Origin of the sequence: Robertkochia sediminum, assembly GCF_016786255.1 — a bacterium.
GTDB classification, from domain to species: Bacteria; Bacteroidota; Bacteroidia; order Flavobacteriales; family Flavobacteriaceae; genus Robertkochia; species Robertkochia sediminum.
On record NZ_JADMKT010000080.1, the window covers coordinates 68,774 to 86,852 of the forward strand.

Annotated in this window: 18 protein-coding genes; 5 read left to right on the top strand and 13 right to left on the bottom strand. The window is 46.9% G+C overall.

Translation table 11 applies throughout. From position 1 onward, the window contains the following. Positions 1-20 precede the first annotated feature (20 nt). The 3 genes from IS446_RS13590 to IS446_RS13600 are packed head-to-tail and all read right to left on the bottom strand — an operon-like array spanning position 21 to position 3,110. The gene (locus IS446_RS13590) at positions 21-767 is read right to left on the bottom strand and encodes a uroporphyrinogen-III synthase (protein WP_203061304.1); all 747 of its coding nucleotides are present in this window, start codon (positions 765-767) and stop codon (positions 21-23) included. A 14-nt stretch (positions 768-781) separates the two neighbouring features. Further along, on the bottom strand, positions 782-1,438 hold the full coding sequence (locus tag IS446_RS13595) for a DUF4271 domain-containing protein (RefSeq protein ID WP_203061305.1): 657 nt from the start codon (positions 1,436-1,438) through the stop codon (positions 782-784). Beyond that, on the bottom strand, positions 1,422-3,110 hold the full coding sequence (locus IS446_RS13600; protein WP_203061306.1) for an ArnT family glycosyltransferase: 1,689 nt from the start codon (positions 3,108-3,110) through the stop codon (positions 1,422-1,424). Before IS446_RS13600 ends, IS446_RS13595 begins: the two co-directional genes overlap by 17 nt. Before the next feature lie 129 nt (positions 3,111-3,239). Between IS446_RS13600 and IS446_RS13605 the strand changes: the two genes are divergently transcribed. From IS446_RS13605 to IS446_RS13615, 3 genes are read left to right on the top strand one after another with little or no spacing between them, the layout of a single operon-like run. Next, on the top strand, positions 3,240-4,016 hold the full coding sequence (locus tag IS446_RS13605) for a polyprenol monophosphomannose synthase (protein ID WP_203061307.1): 777 nt from the start codon (positions 3,240-3,242) through the stop codon (positions 4,014-4,016). After that, entirely contained in the window at positions 3,976-5,313 is a 1,338-nt protein-coding gene (locus IS446_RS13610; RefSeq protein ID WP_203061308.1) for a dihydroorotase, read from the top strand. Before IS446_RS13605 ends, IS446_RS13610 begins: the two co-directional genes overlap by 41 nt. A 16-nt stretch (positions 5,314-5,329) precedes the next feature. Continuing rightward, positions 5,330-5,746 carry a DUF4296 domain-containing protein gene (locus IS446_RS13615; RefSeq protein WP_203061309.1) on the top strand — a complete coding sequence of 139 codons (417 nt, stop codon included), beginning with the start codon at positions 5,330-5,332 and terminating at the stop codon, positions 5,744-5,746. Positions 5,747-5,763: 17 nt separating this feature from the next. On the opposite strand, the gene IS446_RS13620 is transcribed toward IS446_RS13615, so the two are convergent. Next, positions 5,764-6,756 (bottom strand): NAD-dependent epimerase/dehydratase family protein, encoded by a 993-nt coding sequence (locus tag IS446_RS13620; protein WP_203061310.1) that lies wholly within the window; start codon positions 6,754-6,756, stop codon positions 5,764-5,766. 112 nt (positions 6,757-6,868) lie between these two features. On the opposite strand from IS446_RS13620, the gene tyrS reads away from it, so the two are divergent. Then, on the top strand, positions 6,869-8,185 hold the full coding sequence (tyrS, locus tag IS446_RS13625; RefSeq protein WP_203061311.1) for a tyrosine--tRNA ligase: 1,317 nt from the start codon (positions 6,869-6,871) through the stop codon (positions 8,183-8,185). Positions 8,186-8,194: 9 nt separating this feature from the next. Here the strand turns inward: tyrS and IS446_RS13630 are convergent, their stop codons facing one another. The 6 genes from IS446_RS13630 to IS446_RS13655 all read right to left on the bottom strand — a co-directional run bounded on the left by IS446_RS13630 (position 8,195) and on the right by IS446_RS13655 (position 15,100). Next, positions 8,195-9,964, bottom strand: a complete 1,770-nt coding sequence (locus tag IS446_RS13630; RefSeq protein WP_203061312.1) for a MutS-related protein — start codon at positions 9,962-9,964, stop codon at positions 8,195-8,197. A gap of 62 nt (positions 9,965-10,026) precedes the next feature. Then, complete coding sequence (gene rpsU / locus IS446_RS13635) at positions 10,027-10,221, bottom strand: 30S ribosomal protein S21 (RefSeq protein WP_203061313.1); 195 nt, start codon at positions 10,219-10,221, stop codon at positions 10,027-10,029. Positions 10,222-10,325: 104 nt separating this feature from the next. Further along, the gene (locus IS446_RS13640) at positions 10,326-11,576 is read right to left on the bottom strand and encodes an NAD(P)/FAD-dependent oxidoreductase (protein WP_203061314.1); all 1,251 of its coding nucleotides are present in this window, start codon (positions 11,574-11,576) and stop codon (positions 10,326-10,328) included. A 4-nt stretch (positions 11,577-11,580) separates the two neighbouring features. Further along, on the bottom strand, positions 11,581-12,588 hold the full coding sequence (locus IS446_RS13645) for a 4-hydroxyproline epimerase (protein WP_203061492.1): 1,008 nt from the start codon (positions 12,586-12,588) through the stop codon (positions 11,581-11,583). A gap of 5 nt (positions 12,589-12,593) precedes the next feature. Continuing rightward, positions 12,594-14,177: an aldehyde dehydrogenase (NADP(+)) gene (locus tag IS446_RS13650; RefSeq protein ID WP_203061315.1), complete on the bottom strand. Its 1,584-nt coding sequence runs from the start codon at positions 14,175-14,177 to the stop codon at positions 12,594-12,596. Continuing rightward, a complete protein-coding gene (locus tag IS446_RS13655) occupies positions 14,174-15,100 on the bottom strand; it encodes a dihydrodipicolinate synthase family protein (RefSeq protein WP_203061316.1) in 927 nt (308 codons plus the stop codon). The genes IS446_RS13650 and IS446_RS13655 overlap by 4 nt, the downstream gene beginning before the upstream one ends. A 134-nt stretch (positions 15,101-15,234) precedes the next feature. Here IS446_RS13655 and IS446_RS13660 point away from each other — a divergent pair, with 134 nt between their 5' ends. Further along, positions 15,235-16,089 carry a helix-turn-helix transcriptional regulator gene (locus IS446_RS13660; protein ID WP_203061317.1) on the top strand — a complete coding sequence of 285 codons (855 nt, stop codon included), beginning with the start codon at positions 15,235-15,237 and terminating at the stop codon, positions 16,087-16,089. Between the two features lie 5 nt (positions 16,090-16,094). Here the strand turns inward: IS446_RS13660 and IS446_RS13665 are convergent, their stop codons facing one another. The 3 genes from IS446_RS13665 to IS446_RS13675 all read right to left on the bottom strand — a co-directional run bounded on the left by IS446_RS13665 (position 16,095) and on the right by IS446_RS13675 (position 18,040). Beyond that, complete coding sequence (locus tag IS446_RS13665) at positions 16,095-16,697, bottom strand: nuclear transport factor 2 family protein (protein ID WP_203061318.1); 603 nt, start codon at positions 16,695-16,697, stop codon at positions 16,095-16,097. A 316-nt stretch (positions 16,698-17,013) separates the two neighbouring features. Then, positions 17,014-17,379: an MmcQ/YjbR family DNA-binding protein gene (locus IS446_RS13670; protein ID WP_203061319.1), complete on the bottom strand. Its 366-nt coding sequence runs from the start codon at positions 17,377-17,379 to the stop codon at positions 17,014-17,016. Positions 17,380-17,383: 4 nt separating this feature from the next. Then, positions 17,384-18,040: a DUF4230 domain-containing protein gene (locus tag IS446_RS13675; protein ID WP_203061320.1), complete on the bottom strand. Its 657-nt coding sequence runs from the start codon at positions 18,038-18,040 to the stop codon at positions 17,384-17,386. Positions 18,041-18,079 lie beyond the last annotated feature (39 nt).

Consider the following 18,079-nt stretch of genomic DNA (forward strand, 5'->3'; position numbering starts at 1 on the left):
TTTTATTTAGAAAACTAAAATTATTTCTTGTTGTTCTTCTCGATATAGCGTTCCAGTGCCATGGTCATAGAAGGTGAATCCGGTGTTGGCGCTTCGATATCAATGCGGAGTCCTGCTTCTGCAGCTGCCTTTTGCGTGGTGTTTCCGAACACAGCGATCCTTGTATTGTTCTGTTTGAAATCAGGGAAGTTCTTTAAAAGTGACTCAATTCCTGAAGGGCTGAAGAATACCAGGATGTCGTACGTTACATCAGAAAGATCAGACAGGTCACTGATCACGGTCTTGAAAAGAATAGCACGTTGCCAGTTTACCTTTAACTCGTCAAGCGTATCGGGTACGATAGGCTTAAGGATGTCTGAAGAAGGTAGAAGGAATTTTTCATCCTTGTATTTCTTGATCATGGGCGCAAGCTCCTGGAAAGTACGCTTACCAACATAGATCTTACGCTTACGGTATACTACATATTTTTGAAGGTAGTAGGCTACAGCTTCAGACTGGCAGAAATACTTCATTGTGTCCGGCACTTTGAATCGCATTTCTTCTGCAATTCTGAAAAAGTGATCTACCGCATTTCTACTGGTAAGTATAATAGCAGTAAAGTCTTTCAGGTCGATCTTTTGTTGTCTTACCTCTTTGGCATCTACACCTTCAACATGAATGAAAGGCCTGAAATCTACTTTAATTTTTTGTTTTTCAACGAGTCTCGAGTAGGGTGAATTCTCTACTTTAGGTTCGGGCTGGGAAACTAAGATGGTCTTAACTTTCATGGGTGCTATTAAGTTTAAGCCTTATCGGTGAACACTAGGTTTGCCAGTATTAAATAAGGGGCTATTTCTAGCGCGCAAAGATACAAAATAAAATAAAACAAATATCTCGAGATCGATTTTTGATGATTTAGCAATGTGAGGGCCAGACTAATGAGGTTTAATAAAAGAAAGATCGATAAGGCTATGACAATCAGGATATTCTTGTCTAATCCTGAATAAGTGTAATATGCTAAAAGGGGTAACAAGATCAGGGCGCTGTAGTTTCTGTAGGTAAGTTTATGAAATTGAAAACTCTCGGTGAAATTTCCTATTTCAAAGATGGTGGCGATGATCTTCTCCAGGTAGTATTTAAACAGGATGAAAAGGGTTAAAAAGCTTATTATGACCAATATATTGGTATCTTTTGCCAGATCCAGTCGGTCGATCCCTTCTTTAATGATCATGGCGATCACTACAAGCTGGGGTACAAATAGCAGGAGATTGAACCTGTTTTGGGTCTTATTTTGTTCTTTGCTGTAAACTTTGAGGTAACGCTGGTTGATTATAATGGCCAGAAAAGCGTGGAATCTCTGCTCGTCAAGGACCTTGGCAAGGGTAATGCACAGCAGGCTTATAAATAGCAGGATCGACTCTGTGGTCAGGTATTGGGTATTTCTAAGGATCTCGTTCAACAGGGTTGATATTTACCATATTTCCTTCAAATCCGGGTTTGAAATCATAATGCCCCAGACCGATATGAAAGTAGGATGCCTTAATAGGTTTCTTCTTTCCGGGTAAGCTAAAACGAAGTTCTGCACTTTTTCCGGGGGGCAATACTATTTCAGGATCTCCGGTTTTCAGCACAAATGTATCTATAATTTTTCTGTTGTCATCATAGGTGATCCCCTCAATGCGCAATTTCCTTAGAGGGATGGTCTCGGGATATGGATTATGGAGCTGTGCCGTGAATTCATCCGGGATGCCGGTGGCAAATTCCCTGTTGTCCAGGTTAAATTGCAGTTTGCTGTAGTTGACAAAGGAATCGATCACCATGCCGTACCATTCCTTGTGCTTAAATGGTCGGGTATACGTAATGCTGGCATTGCTAACAGGGTCCTGGGATAGGAGAACTACAGGTTTGTTTCTTAGTGGGGTCTCAGAATGGTCAATGTCGAATTGATTTTGGCGGTAACCTACATCATTAAGCGAAAATACCCTGGCCCCGGTATAAAAAGCGTAGGTGGCTGCATCTCGGTACGAATTGTGAAACACCACGGGTAAGCCACCGGTCTTCTCGTATAATTCTCGTGTCCACTCTTTATTACCATGTGTTTCAAGAGGAACGGGCGACAACTGCGGGAATACCATGGCCAGTCGCAAAAAGGTGAGGAGTACAACGGTGGCCGCACTTAAGCGGTAAAGCCATTTTCTAAAATGCAGGTGGTTCAGCGCGTAGCGATAGGTGAAAAGTACCAGGGGGATATGAACGAGGTTTACCCATTGGATCTGTGTTTTTCGATTGAAGCTGGAGATCAGAAAAAACAGGATGAATCCGTAGAACACGGTTTTGAGTCCGCGATCTACAGCATTCTTTACCGGAGCTTTCACTACCGCAAAATACACCAGCGGAAATGCCAGTCCGCCAAGGGCGATCATATTTAACAGGTAATGCAGGGTAAACCGAGGGTGATAGGCACTGTTCGCTCTTTCTACCAGGTGATATCTCAGGGATACCAGGTCGTTATCGTAAAGCCACCACAGATGCGGTAGGTAGAGAATGAGCGCAAGGATTATAGCTCCCCAGATCTTTCCGTCCTTAAAGTTTTGGGGTCTGGAGAGTAAGAGGAAGGTAATGAACAGGGCTCCCTGGTACTTACTGTACATCATAGCGGCCATGCAAAGGCCCATTCCAACCATGGTAAGCAGATCGGGGTTGTTGAGGTGTCTTTTATAGACCCAAACCAGTAAAATACCAAAAAGGATAAGTGGGGTGTCCGGAAGCATAAAAAAGCCAAAGGCACTTAACAGGGCCAGACTTCCCGTAAACCAAAAGAACAGCCAGGGGTGTTTGCCTTTGAGCGGATGGTCAACAAGGTCCCAGAGCAAAATAAGACTCAAGGCGTAGATGAATGGTGAAAAAAGACGTACCCCTGCCTCTGCCGGAAGTATGCTGCTGCCCAGGTGAATGAGAAAAGCAACCATGGGAGGGTGGTCAAAATAGCCCCATGAAAGCTCCCGTGAGAAATACACATAATACGCCTCGTCCATGAGCAATTCGGTGAAAATGATCTGAAGGAGGTTGGCACCTGTAATAACGAGGATCAGGATCAGGAGTGTATTCTTGCTCTTTCTGAAAGTGCGCATATACCGGTTGCTTTGCTTTAAAATTAGAAAATACTTTGACCTCCGTTCCTACTTCCTATGTTGAAAATCGTAAATATTAGGTTATTTGCCTCGTATAAATATTATTTTTGTGGGACTAACTCCAAATGGATGCACGCTAAAGGTCTTGTAATTATACCCACATACAACGAAATCGAGAATGTGGAAGCCATTGTCGAAGCGGTCTTCGGGCTCAAAGAAACTTTCGATGTCCTTATTGTAGACGATAATTCACCCGACGGTACGGCCCAAAAGGTGGTGGAAATGCAGGATCGTTTTTCCGGCAGGCTTCATCTCTTACTTCGCAAGGAGAAGCAAGGTCTGGGAAAGGCCTATATCAGCGGATTCAAGTGGGCGCTGGAAAGGGATTATGAATACCTTTTCGAAATGGATGCCGATTTCTCCCATGACCCCAATGATCTTGAACGATTGTATCGCACCTGCAAAAAGCCGGGTGTAGATATCGCTATAGGCTCCCGTTATGTGCAGGGGGTCAATGTGGTGAACTGGCCATTGAACAGGGTGCTCCTGTCTTATGGGGCCTCGTTCTATGTGAAGCTCATTACCGGGATGCGTATTCACGATCCTACGGCAGGTTTTATATGTTACAGCCGCAAGGTGATCGAGGGCATTGACCTTGACGATATACAATTTGTGGGCTATGCCTTTCAGATCGAGATGAAGTTCAGGGCTTATACCCGTGGGTTTAAGCTGGTAGAAGTACCCATTATATTTAAGGACCGCGAGCTCGGACAGTCAAAAATGAGTGGAGCCATTATCCATGAAGCGGTGCTGGGAGTTTTAAGCATGAAGTGGAAGAGTCTCTTTAATAAAAAAGATAAATCGTATGAGCAAAATTCTTATCAAGAGTGCCAACATCGTAAATGAAGATAAGATCCTTCAGGGTGATGTCCTTATAGACGGCTATCATATTGTTGAGGTCGGTTCCGATATCAGTGGCGATAAGGCCGATACCGTTATTGATGCCAATGGCAAATACCTGTTGCCCGGAATTATCGACGACCAGGTGCATTTTCGTGAGCCCGGTCTAACCCATAAGGGAAATATCGCAACAGAGAGCCGTTCGGCCATTGCGGGTGGGGTGACCACCTTTATAGAGCAACCTAATACGAATCCGCAAACCGTTACAAGAGAAAGGCTGGAGGAGAAAATGGAGATCGCCCGTAACACCTCTTTCGCCAACTATTCTTTTATGTTCGGAGGAACCAATGACAACCTTGAAGAACTAAAAAGGCTCGACCCTAAGGCATGTGCCGGGGTGAAATTATTCCTGGGTTCTTCAACAGGGAACATGCTGGTTGATAACGAAGAGGTACTTGAAAAGATCTTTAAGAATACTGAGCTGGTGATCTCTACCCATTGTGAAGATGAGGCTACCGTAAGAGCTAACCTCGAACGCTATAAGGAGATGTATGGCGATGATATTCCGATCGCCAATCACCCCCTTATCCGTAGCGAAGAGGCGTGTTACCTGTCTTCGTCCAATGCCATTGCGCTGGCTAAGCGCACTGGTGCCAGACTACACGTTTTTCACGTTTCTACTGCTAAAGAAACAGACCTGTTCACTAATGATATTCCGCTGGAGGAGAAAAAGATCACTGCAGAGGTGTGTACCCACCACCTGTGGTTCTCTGATGAAGACTACGCCGAAAAAGGTACGCTCATCAAATGGAATCCTGCAGTAAAGACCGCTGCCGACAGGGACGCGTTATGGGACGCCTTACTCGATGATCGTATCGATATTTTGGCTACCGACCACGCTCCGCATACCCTGGAAGAAAAACAGAACGTATATACCAAAGCACCATCAGGAGGGCCGTTGGTTCAGCATACCCTGGCCGCCATGCTCGAAAAGCATAAGGAAGGAAAGATCAGTATGGAGAAACTCGTTCGTAAAATGAGTCACAATCCGGCCATCCTTTTTGATATCGAAAAACGAGGATACATCAGAGAGGGGTATTACGCAGACCTGGTGCTGGTAGACCTCAATAAAGAATGGACCGTAGACAAGAGTAATATCCTTTATAAATGCCAGTGGTCTCCGTTTGAAGGTACGCGCTTTAGCAGTGCGGTCACTCATACTTTTGTGAATGGCTTCCTGGCTTATGAGAACGGTAAGTTTAACGAAGGAAGAAGGGTTAAACGACTCACTTTTAACCGCTAAAAAAAACAACTGGATCATGAAACATCTGGTATGGATCGTTGGCCTGCTTCTTCTGTGTTCCTGCACAGAAGAAGTGGTCAATAAACCCGAAGACCTTATCCCGGAAGATACGATGGTAGATATCTATTTTGACATCTCCCTGATCAATGCAGCGCGCAACAGCGGTTACGATAAGTTCAAGGAGAACGGGATCAACACAAAGGAATACCTGTACAATAAATTTGATATAGACAGTGCTCGTCTCGCTTCGAGTGCAGCGTATTACACTTCCAAACCCCTTACCCATGAAAGAATTTATACGCGGGTAGAAGAACGTCTGGACAGCCTTAAAGCAGGGCTCGATACCCAAATGGATGAGCTCAATGAACAGCGTGATAAGGTGAATGCGGCTATCGATAGTCTGGAGCAAAAAAAGGATAGTGTTAAGAAATAATACCTTTTCTTAAAGTCTTAACGGTACTTTGCAATGCGCTCAAGGGTATAGCTTATGGGGGTAAAGCTCAGGTCAAGCACTTCTTTGGCCTTGCTGTTGTCGTAAAGGGTGGTCTCTGAGGCCGAACGGGCATTGGCCCTGGTAAGCTTTGCAGGACCTCCGAAGATCGCCGTGCGAAAGCGATCCAGTCGCCATAAAATTTCCAGGATCCACGGACTCAGTTTTTTATCGGGGGCTTTGTTTCCGGTAACAGCTGCGATGCCACTAAAGAGGTCTTTATAGGACAGGTTTTCGCCTACCAGGACGAATCGTTCATTGGTGATGTTGGTGACCGTGGTAGTCATGATAGCCCGAACCACATCTTTCACGTCAACGAATCCGGATGTTCCTCCGGGATAGTATCGCAATCCTTTGTCAACAGCGCTAAAGAACTTTTCGGTGCTGTTCTCCCATATGCCTTCTCCAAGCACGACTCCGGGGTTAAAGATCGCGCAGGGTACACCTTCCTGGGTGCCTCTCCATACTTCCATCTCTGCTCCGTATTTGGTAATGGCGTATACGTTGTTGTCTTGAGAGGGATTCCACTCGTTAGTTTCTGATATAGGCTTACCATTTATGGTACCCCCAAGGGCGGCCACACTGCTCATATATAACAATTGTTTTACCCCGTGGTCGATACAGGCGTTAACCACATTAGCGGTGCCCTCGATATTGACCTTTCTCAGCTTGCGGTAATCCCCGGGATCAAAAGAGATGAGGGCTGCGCAATGAAATACTTTATCTGCCCCGTTTATAGCCTGATTCAGGGTGGGGATATCGAGAATATCACCTTTAACCCAATCGATCTGACCTGCCTTTTCTGTATCGATACCTTGTTCGGTAAGAAAGTTGATCGTACGCTTGCGCTTCTCTTTATTTCTGTATAAAACCCTAACCCTGAGTTCTCTGTTTAAGAATTCAAGTAATAGATGTGAACCGATAAGTCCTGTTCCGCCGGTGAGTAAAATCATAACGCCAAATTACAAATTAAATACGGGGAATTTACAAGGATATTGCCCTGGTGGTTTCCCTGTTCAAATAAATGGAAACCATTATCTTTGCGGGAGATTAAAATTAAGATCTATGTCCAAGAATATAGTAGAAGAATTACAATGGAGAGGCCTGGTTCACGATATCATGCCAGGTACTGAAGAACATTTAAATAAGGGTATGACCACAGCCTATATTGGGTTCGATCCCACTTCGGATTCCCTGCATATTGGAAGTCTTGTGCCCATTATCCTATTGGTTCATCTGCAAAAATTCGGGCATAAGCCTGTAGCCCTTGTTGGAGGTGCTACCGGGATGATCGGAGATCCTACCGGAAAATCTGATGAGCGCAACCTGCTCGATGAAGCTACGCTCGCAAAGAACGTGGAAGGGATCAAAGGGGTGTTATCGCGCTACCTTGATTTTGATTCTTCAGCAGAGAATGCTCCCGTACTGGTAAATAACTACGACTGGATGAAGGACTTTACCTTTATCGATTTTGCGAGAGATATTGGGAAGCGTATTACCGTAAATTATATGATGGCCAAGGATTCGGTAAAGAAACGTCTTAGTGCCGAATCTGGTGTGGGAATGTCGTTCACAGAATTCACCTACCAGCTTATTCAGGGGTACGATTTTTATCACCTGTACAAGACCATGGGATGTACGCTCCAAATGGGGGGTAGTGACCAATGGGGTAATATTACCACGGGAACGGAGCTTATCAGAAGAATGTTTGCCGGTAGCGATGCTGAAGAAAGTGCTAAGGCATACGCTATGACTTGTCCGCTTATCACCAAAGCCGATGGGTCCAAGTTCGGTAAATCGGAAGGTGGGAACGTATGGCTCGATGCCACCAAGACCTCCGTATATAAGTTCTACCAGTTCTGGCTGAATACCTCCGACGAGGATGCCGAAAAATACATCAAGATCTTTACCTTCCTCGACAGGGAAACGGTAGAAAACCTCATCCGTGAGCATAAGGAAGCTCCTCACCAGCGTTTACTTCAAAAGACTCTGGCCAAAGAGGTGACCAGCTTTGTGCATTCTGAAGAAGAATACGAGAAAGCCGTTAAGGCATCTTCCATACTTTTCGGAAGGTCTACCTCTGAAGATCTGAAAGCACTTGATGCCACAACTTTCCTGGAAGTGTTTGACGGAGTGCCTCAGGCAGAAGTTTCCCTGGCCGATGTAGAAGCGGGGCTGGATATGATCGGTGCCCTTTCTGCCAGATCAGGATTCCTCAAATCGAACGGGGAGGCGAGAAGAGCTCTCAAAGAAAATTCTATTTCTGTGAACCAGGAAAAGGTTAAAGAAGACTATGTCATTGGCAAAGACGATCTGATCAACGGTCAGTTCGTGTTGTTGCAACGCGGTAAGAAGAACTACTTTATCCTTAAGGCCGTATAGCGGTATCAGTTAAACGATACCCATTTTGTCAAGCAGGAACGAAGCATTCATATTGGTGCAAATGCCCGGCCTGATCTTGTAATCAAAGCGGAGTTCACTATTTTCGATATAAGCGTCAAAAAAGTAATTTTTGACGCTTTTTATTTCTTCAGCGATCTCACAAAGGCTGAGGTCGTGGGTGGCAATGATCCCGGTAGATCCGGAGTTGGCCAGGCGCTCGACGAATTTTCGTGAGCCGGCAGCCTTATCCTTGCTATTGGTGCCTTTCAGGATCTCGTCGAGGATAATGAAATATTCAGTATCCTTAAGCTCATCAACGATAAAGCGCAGCCGTTTGAGCTCGGCATAAAAGTACGAGGCTTCTTCATTGAGGGAGTCGGCGGTACGCATGCTGGTAATAAGTTTTATCGGCCTGTAGCGCGCCCGGGAGGCACATACCGGCAAACCACAATTACCCATCACGATAAAAAGGGCTACCGTTCTGAGGAAGGTGCTTTTCCCGGCCATATTGGCCCCGGTGATCACCATGAAGTTGTGGGTGTCTATGGTCACCGGGTTACGTACCAGCTTTTCTTCAGGGATAAGCGGGTGGCCGAGAGCCTCGGCTTGGATCACTGCTCCTTCGGCGGTGATCTCCGGAAAATGATATTCGGGGTGGTTAAAGTGAAAGTTGGCCTTGGTGATGGCGGCATCAAAGAAGGCGATGGTTGTAAACCAGTGGCTCACTTCCTCCCGGTGTTCTGTAAGCCATTTCTCGATACGCAAAGCATTAAACAGGTCGGCAAGTCCCAGCGGATTAATAATGATGGCTACCAAAAGGTTATTGCGCTGGTCCAGGGCGTCGATAAGGCGGGCGAGTTTCTTTAATTTCAGAGAAGCGGTTGCTCCATTCTTAAAGGCGTACTCTTTATAGGATTGCAGCAGTGCAGAACTGAACTCCTGATCTTCGATAGCTTCCAACAACTTTTGATACTGCCGGAAGGTGTCCTGCGTTTTGCTTATAAAGAGGCTGAGCTTACTAATACGCCCGAGAAAGATTCCCGATATCACCAGGCCTGCTATGAACCACAACACAAAGGTTTGGGTGGTGATCGTTTGGGTCAGGGTCAGGGTCGTAAGTATAACGCTTAATAAGGTCCAAACCGCAGGAAGCCATTTCACGGATTTTGGGAGGGTTGGGCTAAAGCCGGTCACCCATTTTAAAATATCCTTTTCAGGAGTTTCACTTTTGATCATGGCAGCGTTTGCCATAAAGTCCTGTCGCCATTCGGGAAGGGCAGAGAGCTCTGCTATGGCTTCTTGTCTGAGGGGAATATCGTCAATGCTATTTGAGGCGAGCTCGCCGGCGTAGTGTTGCCTTCCCATAGCTGTAACGGTTCGGTTGCTGTATTGAAAGAAGGATCCCGGGCCAAAAAGGTCGATGTCATGACTGTAGGCGTGATGGTGATCCTTGAGGTCGTTACCCGGGTCCAGGGTTTCGGTATTTCCCCGTAGCACTTCTGTTTCGGTTTCGTTAATGCGTATCAGGTGGGCGTATTTGCGCTTAGTGTATTTAAGGCGGGTACTGCGATTAACCAGGAAGAGAAAGAGCAGCAGTCCCGGGATCACGATCACCGCTACCTCTGCCGCTGTGTTGTGGTAGGCATAGAGGGCTCCGGAAACTGCTAAAAAAACAAGCAGCCGAAATACACTGATCCTTGCCAGTTGTGATTTGACTGCTTTATGCTTTGCCCGGAAGGTCCGGGTGCGTTCATTATAGAATTCCAGTGGTGTGATCATGTATCAGACTTTAGGGTAAATCTAAAGAATAATTACATGAAAACAACAGGTACTAAAGGTCCTTACTCTTCGAGATTTCTTAGAAACACTTCTTTGTAGGCCGCCTTTTGTTTCATTTTACGTTTGGCTACCGAGGGTTTGGTGAATTGCTGACGCTGGCGCAACTCTTGGAGGACTTTGGTCTTTTTGAACTTTCTTTTGAATCTTTTCAGGGCTCTTTCAATGCTTTCACCCTCTTTAACTGTAGTTATTAACATATAAGAATTTTAGGTTTCCGATAGTATAAAAAAATAAATTACTTAAAATGTTAAAGAATACCAAAAATGATGTAAAAACTCCCTTTTCAGCTCATTCCAAAGGCTCAGAATCGTCGTCCCGGCTCAAAGGGGGTAAGGTCAAGGCTGGTGGGGCGCTCGCCCATGATCTCAGCGATGAGCTTTCCGGTGGCGGGTCCAAGGCTCCATCCCATCATGGCATGACCCGTAGCTATGGCTGCGTTTTTCAGACCCGGTAATGCGCCTATATATGGAAGTCCGTCTGGCGAAACAGGTCTTAGTCCGCATTGCGCATCCTGTTTTTCAACTTCTTCGATGTGTAGCCCGTTATAGTAGCTTGCAGATTGTACAGCTATGGCCTCTACCCTTTCTGTTCGTATGTGGTGATTGATGCCTGAAAATTCCATGGTTCCTGCAAGCCGGGTGAATCCGCTCATGGGCGTTACCGCAATTTTTGACTCGCACAGTACGGCGGGGTAGGAGATCGGTAGCTCGCGGGATACATTAATGCGATATCCTTTTCCGGCCTGAAGGGAGAGGTTAGTGCCTGCCTGCCTGGCAAGTTTTGCGCTCCATGCTCCTGAACACACCACAAAGTGATCAGCATGAAAGGACATCTCTCCGCTATGTGCAGACTTGACGGTGCCCTTAGCGATGGTCATCCTATCGATCTCGGTATTTTTGAGGATCCTTACCCCGGCATTTTCCAGGTAGGCGATCATCTTACCCATGAATTCATCGGGGGTGGTATGGGCATCACACAGGTAATGTACCGCTCCCCTTACCGATGGGGCTATCCCGGGCTCGAGTGCCAGCAGGGCTTCACGGTCCAGAATTTTATTTTCAAGACCTTCACGTGTTGCGATCTCAGCGACTTCGAGTTCACTGTCTGCCGCTTTCGCTGTCTTATACAGCATGAGCAATCCCTTCTTTTCGAATTGGAAGTCACCCAATTCGCCTTGTTCGTGTAGTTCAGTATACAGTTCCTTACTGAGCAGGTTGATATCCTTGATCACTGGGATGGCTTTTGCTACCTTTTGCTTTGTACTTGAGCGTTTAAAATGCCAGGCCCATTTCAGAAAGTCTGCGTCCAGTCTTGGCTGCATATAGAACGGACTCGCAGAATTGAACATCCATTTGAGTCCTTTGTTGATCATTCCGGGTGCTGCCAGCGGAATAATATGACTGGGAGTAAGGTATCCGGCATTTACAAAGGAAGCTCCCCGGTCCATATTTCCCTTATCGATAACCGTTACCTGGTGGCCATCCTGCTGCAGGTAATATGCGGTACAGAGGCCTATAATACCTCCACCGATAACAATAACTTCTTTTTCCATAAGATCAAATTACCTGGAAGCCTTCCGCATACGGGTCTTCCGGATCGATAATTAGTTGATTGTAACCATAAATTCTAGCCCACCCCTTGATCACCGGGATGATGGCCTTAAAGGAGTCTACTGTTGTAGTTCCTTGTATTTGGCCTTCAAAGACCGATCCTATATAGCTTTCATGTATAAAGATATCACCTTCTTTTAATAATCCTTTAGCGTGCCATTGTGCCATTCGTGCAGAGGTCCCTGTTCCACAAGGGGAACGGTCAATGGCTTTATCGCCGTAGAACACCGCATTACGTGCCGTGGCACTTTCCGAAATAGGTTTTCCCGTCCACAGCAAATGCGATACCCCGTTTATCGTTGGATTCTCCGGGTGTATGAACTTTTTGGGGTATTCTTCATTGATGCGTTTGCGGATCTCCTGGCTGTAACGAATGAGCTGGGAAGCTGAATAATTTTCAATGCCTGAAAAATTTTCCTGCGGATCAATGATCCCATAGTAATTACCGCCATAAGCTACATCGAAGGTGAGTTTGCCGAGGTGTTCGGAGGTGACTTCGAGTTGGCTCTCAGCCAGGAATGACGGGACATTTTTCAGGGCTACCCATTGCACCTTTCCACCCTCCATCTCGTAGTCGATCTCGACCAATCCCGCCGGTGCTTCCATGCGGATCTTCCCGGGGGTTTTGGGGGTAACGAGGCCTTCTTCAAGAACCACGGTTATGGTGCCAATGGTGCCGTGACCGCACATAGGTAAACACCCGCTGGTCTCTATAAAGAGAATGCTCATATCGTTCTGCTGGTCTATAGGCGGATATACGATACTACCGCTCATTTGATCGTGGCCACGGGGTTCGAACATGAGGCCTTTGCGAATCCAATCGTACTCGCGAATAAAGTGCTGCCGTTTTTCACTCATGGTACTTCCCTTGAGCGACGGAGCTCCGGAAGCGACCACCCTTACCGGATTTCCGCAGGTATGGGCGTCGATGCAAAAGAATTTCTTTTTACTGATCACGTTTAAAGGGCTTTTCTGGTGTTTTCGCCATTGACCGTGCGGTATATCCCTAAAGGATTGGCATCTTTTAGTGCGTCGGGAAGCAGGGGTTCCGAAAGGTCCTGAAAGGCTACCGGGCGTACCCATCGTTTGATGGCTCCTGTTCCTACAGAGGTGAACCTGCTGTCTGTGGTAGCGGGGTAAGGTCCGCCGTGCTGCATGCTGGGGCATACTTCCACTCCGGTGGGAACCCCGTTAATGATGAGTCGCCCTGTTCTTTCCTGTGCCAGGTAGAGTAGTTCCTGATGTTGTTCCAGCTCGTTCTTATTGCTGAGAATACTCAAGGTGAGTTGTCCCTTGAGCGCCTTGATAATAGCGAGTCGCTCTCCTTCATCACGGCACTTTACCAGGATGGAGAACGGGCCGAAGACCTCTTCCATAAGTTCGGGGTCGCTCAGGAGGGTTTGTGCATTCACCATGGCCAGAGTGGGAAGGGCAGTATTTACCTCGGCATCGTCCTGGCCTTCTGCGACTTTGCTCACCGAGGGTTTGGATAGCAACCGTTGGAAACCACGGGTGAATTTTTCGTAGATATCGGGGTGTAACATACACTGGGAAGGTTGGGTGTTTACCGCTTTTTCAATATCATTACAAAAACGGTCCAGGTCTTCACCTTCCACAGCGATCAGAATACCCGGGTTGGTGCAGAACTGACCGGCTCCGAGATTCATGGAAGCAGCAAGTTGCCCGGCCCAGTGTTCGCTTTTTTCCTTTATGGCCGAGGGCATGATGACCACCGGATTAACACTGCCCATTTCTGCGAATACCGGAATCGGTTCTTCCCGTTTCGCAGCGATGCGTTGCAGGGCGGTCCCACCGCCAAAGCTTCCTGTAAAACCTACGGCTTTGATGCCGGGGTGTTTTACCAGGACTTCTCCAATGTGGTGGTCTTTACTGTTAAGATTGGCAAATACTCCTGCAGGCACCCCTTCTTTATCCATGGCTTTTTTAATGGCCGTAGCTACGAACTCCCCGGTTCCTGCATGAAGTGGGTGGCTTTTGACGATCACCGGACATCCTGCGGCCAGGGCACTGGCCGTATCTCCTCCGGCCGTGGAAAAGGCCAAAGGGAAGTTACTGGCGCCAAAAACCACGACAGGCCCCAGGGGAAAGAGCATCTTTCGAATATCAGGTTTGGGTATCGGAGCCCTGTCGGGAATGGCGGTGTCTATACTGGCCTCTACCCAGGAGCCTTCTTCAACCAGGGTAGCGAACATAAGCAGCTGATTAATGGTGCGACCTAATTCGCCATTGGCCCTGCCGTCCGGCAATCCGGTTTCCAGGCAGTAGGCATGAACGATATGCTTGCGCAATATTTCCAGTTCTTCGGCAATAGCTCTAAGGAAGGCGCCCTTCTTTTTCCCGGAGAAGTTGCTATAGGTCTTAAGATCGCGGTTGGCGGCCTCAATGGCGAGGTCGAGCTCCGATTCGTGGGCCTCATAGAAGATCCATTCGTTCGCATCGTTCGATGCCGGATTAAAGGTTTTAAAAACCGCCTTACCCTTTGCCGACCATTCGCCGTTCACTAAATTTTTTCCGTGTATCATAAGGCAGGGGCTTTAAGGTTGTATTTTGAAAGGTCGGGTCTGGTCTCGATGCCTCTGGCGATAATGGATCTTACCTCCTCGCGAACGGCACCTTCCAGGGGTAATCGTGGTTCTCTCACGAACTCGCTTCCGATGCCGGTAGCCTTTTCGGCCATTTTGATATTCTGTACCAGCTGAGGGTTGATGTCCAGCTCGAGTAAGGGAAGGAACCAGCGATAGATCTCTATGGCTTCCTGAATACGCCCCTGCTGTACCAGTTCATAGATGGCTACGGTCTCCTCAGGGAAAGCACATACCAGGCCGGCAACCCATCCCTGGGCACCCATAAGCATGCTTTCGAGCGCCAGGGTGTCTACCCCTGAAAGGATCTTAAGACGATCTCCGAAGCGGTTTTTGATCCTGGTGATGTTCGAAATGTCGCGGGTCGATTCTTTTACGGCCTGAATGGTGTCGATCTTCAGCAGTTCTTCGAACATGTCGAGGGTCACTTCGATCTGGTAATCTACCGGATTGTTGTAGATCATGATAGGAAGAGAAGTGCTTGCGGCAACGGTCTTAAACCACACCATGGTTTCTCTGGGCGTTGCCTTGTAGCGCATGGGCGGTAGCATCATGAGTCCGGAAGCTCCATTGCGCTCTGCCCGCTTTGCTGCGGCAACTGCATCGGTGGTGCGTTGTTCGGCAATATTGATGATCACCGGCACCTTGCCGTTACACAGGTTTACGGTTTCCTGAAGTAACAGGTCTTTTTCTGCTGTGCTCAGGGTACTGGCCTCGCCCAGGGTACCTCCCAGGATAATACCGTGTACACCGGCTTCGAGTTGTGCTTTGATATTTACGGCGAACAATTCCATGTCTAAACGGTCGTCGGCCGTGAATTTGGTGGTTACTGCGGGCATGACCCCCTTCCATTTCAATTCCATAATATTGGTTTTTGGTATTACAAATGTAGCGGAGGGAGAGAGGAAATATTCCCAGCATTTTAGCCGTTACTGACTGTATATTATCCGTTTTGTATTAATTTAGTTCTATTATAAGCCAATATTAGCTTTAATTAATGAAGGTATTTCCATTTAAGATCCCTAAGCCCTCCAATACCAACCTGGTAGTTCAGGTAGATCGGGAACGCGTATTTTACGATAAGCTTCATCAGCATGTAGAGATACAGGTTACCTACCTGAAAGAAGGGTATGGAAAGCTATTGGTCAATGATAATGTCTTTAGCTACCGGCCAGGGGATATTTTTATCATTGGCAGTGAGGTGCCTCATTTGTTTCGGTCGGAACCCAGGGGGGAAGAGGTGTCTCATATGATCTCTTTTTTTCTTACCGAAGATGGATTCGGGCCCGAATTTTTCAGGAAGAAAGAATTGGAAGTGCTGCGTCCTTTTTGGGAAAGGTCTCAAAAAGGGATGTTGGTAAGGGCGGGAACTCATGATCTGGAGAGCCGATTTTTGGAGTTGCCTCAATTGCCGGCTTTCGATCAATTGCTCAGCGTTTTGCAGGTGCTACGTGAATTATCAGCATTCAAGGGTGAGGTGCTCAACAGCTTTCGTTATGAAAGGGGCATCACCGACGCCGATGGGGAGCGACTCCAGGTGGTATTTGATCAGGTAATAAGAAATTTCAGGGAGCCCATCTCCCTGGGGGATATCGCTGCTAAGGTACATATGACCCCTAATGCCTTTTGTCGTTATTTTAAGACCAGAACCAATAAGACCTTCTTTGAATATCTTATCGCAGTGCGGGTGGAGCATGCCTGTGAAATGTTGCGCACCCGGGAGGAGATGGCGATGGCCGATGTGGCCTATGCCTGTGGTTTTCGAACCCTTTCTAATTTTAACCGAAAGTTCAAGGAGCTTACGGGTGTTACTCCCAGGTCTTATAAATACCAGGGTGTTTTAAATAAGTAAACGGATCACTGTGATACAGCCCGGTGGTTGTAACTAATAACGCGCTTGAGTTTCCATTGGTTGTTTTCCTTCACCCAAAGATGCATAAAGTGACCAACCCCTTCAAGGGCTCCGGTTTCGGTCTTGTGGTATTGGTTGACCCCTTCTTGTATGGCTCCGTAGAGTTCTTTTCCGTTGTACAGGGGGTAGGAGCGCAGTGTTCCTGGCTTTAGTTTTCGTTTATAGTGATTGCCAATATCCCGAAAGCGTTGGATCATGATCTCTGAGGCACTTGCGGTATCCATATCGGTTAACTCCCCATTGCGGTCGTGGTAAAATTCAAAGTCATCGTGAATGAGCTTCCTCGCAATGACAGTATCTTTATTGTTATAGGCAGCTGTATACAGGATACTGTCCAGCGCTTCCATTTCTCTGTTAAAGGGTTCGTTATTCATCCTTGGATCGAGCTTCGGCTCAAGGGTGATCCTATAGGGAGGCTCCATGTCGGGGTTAATATTATTTGGCTGTTGGTTCAGCATAGCGGCATTATTTCTGTTTTCGGGTATGGTCTCCTCTCTACAGGAGGTTACTGCCATTAATGCACAAAGAATGAGTTTATACCTTTTCATTATAAACATGGTTGTGGTCGTTGTTTTTAAACGATACGATGATCCTTGAAAAGCGCATGAGTACGACACCCGCTTTTAAGGCGATAGGAATGGAGGAATATGTGTGGGGGATATCGTGATCCGGCATCGGCAGGGGGAGAAAAACCGAAATGCTTTTAAAGGAGCACCGTCTGAAATATACGCTAATCGATTAAAGATCAATCAGGTAGTGCGCTTAATATCGTTATATTTTCTGTGAAAGGCAACCAATTTAACGTTTGTGGTGGCAATTTCCTTTAATTAAATGGCTTATAAGCGCTGAGGGTCAGGATAAGGACTACAACTCCTCCAGGGAAGCGCGTAGTTTTTTAGGAAGTCCGGCAACCACGAGCTCATAAGAATGGTCGGTTAGTTCCAGGACCAGCTGCGGTGGAACATCTGTATTGCATCTAACGGAATTCCAGTGCTTTTTAGACATATGAAAACCTGGGGTGATGCCCTGGTATTGCGCTCTGAGTTCCTGACTTCGGTCCGGATCGCACTTAAGGTTAACCCAAGGGTCTCCTGCTTCCCATTTTTCGAGTGGGATTAGGGCGAACATCTTTCCCATGACCTTAAAAACTAAGGTGTCTTTATCGAAAGGAAAGGATTCGGTGACTCCTTTTTTACTTATACAGTGGTCTCTGAGCCGGTCAATATGCATGGGATTACAGTTCTGAAGAGGGTTGTTTCTCCCTGGTTTTCGGAAGTATCTTCTGTTGTTTAGCCTCACTTAGTTCAAGGGCGCTATAGTCCAGTTTCCATCCTATGGCCTGTACCATGCTTTCGATCATGAGTACTGCATCCAGAGCTTCTTTCCTGGCATTGTCGAGAAGTCCGCTTTCGGGAACCTTACTAAGAATGTGCTCCCGGGCTTCCTGATGCACGGCAGAGAGGTCGTCGGTCTTGAACCAGTTAAAGAGTCCCTCCTTGATGTCGTAATATTTCACATCGGGTTCTATGCTCAACACTTCCGGTTGGGGAAACTCCTTCATGATGATCTTTTTACTGCCTTCATCGGCCTGTAGTCTGATCTTTTTAAGGTCAAAGCCTACCTGTACCCGGGCATTGATCACCAACAAGGCTTTCTTCTTGCTGCTGATGAGTTTGAGAAAACGTTCTTTGACATTCTCATACTGGTAGATCTCGGCAAATTCTCCTTCGACGGTGACCAGCTTACAGACGTTGCGGATCTTTTCCAGGAGAACCACCGATTGGGAATGGGTGACTTCCCTGGATTTCCGGGACCGCCAAATGGTAAAAAGCCAGTACATCCCGAGTCCGCCGAGAAGGAATCCTAATAAAATTTCTGTGAGATCGTTCATGATGCCATTATTGAACCCTCTAAGGGAATTAAGTTTGAA

What these genes read in the sequence shown, in the direction of transcription:
- IS446_RS13660 (WP_203061317.1), top strand. Translation starts at nt 15,235, where the DNA reads ATGAAGGTATTTCCATTTAAGATCCCTAAGCCCTCCAATACCAACCTG.
- IS446_RS13650 (WP_203061315.1), bottom strand. Translation starts at nt 14,177, where the DNA reads ATGATACACGGAAAAAATTTAGTGAACGGCGAATGGTCGGCAAAGGGT.
- IS446_RS13670 (WP_203061319.1), bottom strand. Translation starts at nt 17,379, where the DNA reads ATGCATATTGACCGGCTCAGAGACCACTGTATAAGTAAAAAAGGAGTC.
- IS446_RS13610 (WP_203061308.1), top strand. Translation starts at nt 3,976, where the DNA reads ATGAGCAAAATTCTTATCAAGAGTGCCAACATCGTAAATGAAGATAAG.
- IS446_RS13675 (WP_203061320.1), bottom strand. Translation starts at nt 18,040, where the DNA reads ATGAACGATCTCACAGAAATTTTATTAGGATTCCTTCTCGGCGGACTC.
- tyrS (WP_203061311.1), top strand. Translation starts at nt 6,869, where the DNA reads ATGTCCAAGAATATAGTAGAAGAATTACAATGGAGAGGCCTGGTTCAC.
- rpsU (WP_203061313.1), bottom strand. Translation starts at nt 10,221, where the DNA reads ATGTTAATAACTACAGTTAAAGAGGGTGAAAGCATTGAAAGAGCCCTG.
- IS446_RS13630 (WP_203061312.1), bottom strand. Translation starts at nt 9,964, where the DNA reads ATGATCACACCACTGGAATTCTATAATGAACGCACCCGGACCTTCCGG.
- IS446_RS13605 (WP_203061307.1), top strand. Translation starts at nt 3,240, where the DNA reads ATGCACGCTAAAGGTCTTGTAATTATACCCACATACAACGAAATCGAG.
- IS446_RS13600 (WP_203061306.1), bottom strand. Translation starts at nt 3,110, where the DNA reads ATGCGCACTTTCAGAAAGAGCAAGAATACACTCCTGATCCTGATCCTC.
- IS446_RS13655 (WP_203061316.1), bottom strand. Translation starts at nt 15,100, where the DNA reads ATGGAATTGAAATGGAAGGGGGTCATGCCCGCAGTAACCACCAAATTC.
- IS446_RS13615 (WP_203061309.1), top strand. Translation starts at nt 5,330, where the DNA reads ATGAAACATCTGGTATGGATCGTTGGCCTGCTTCTTCTGTGTTCCTGC.
- IS446_RS13590 (WP_203061304.1), bottom strand. Translation starts at nt 767, where the DNA reads ATGAAAGTTAAGACCATCTTAGTTTCCCAGCCCGAACCTAAAGTAGAG.
- IS446_RS13665 (WP_203061318.1), bottom strand. Translation starts at nt 16,697, where the DNA reads ATGAAAAGGTATAAACTCATTCTTTGTGCATTAATGGCAGTAACCTCC.
- IS446_RS13640 (WP_203061314.1), bottom strand. Translation starts at nt 11,576, where the DNA reads ATGGAAAAAGAAGTTATTGTTATCGGTGGAGGTATTATAGGCCTCTGT.
- IS446_RS13620 (WP_203061310.1), bottom strand. Translation starts at nt 6,756, where the DNA reads ATGATTTTACTCACCGGCGGAACAGGACTTATCGGTTCACATCTATTA.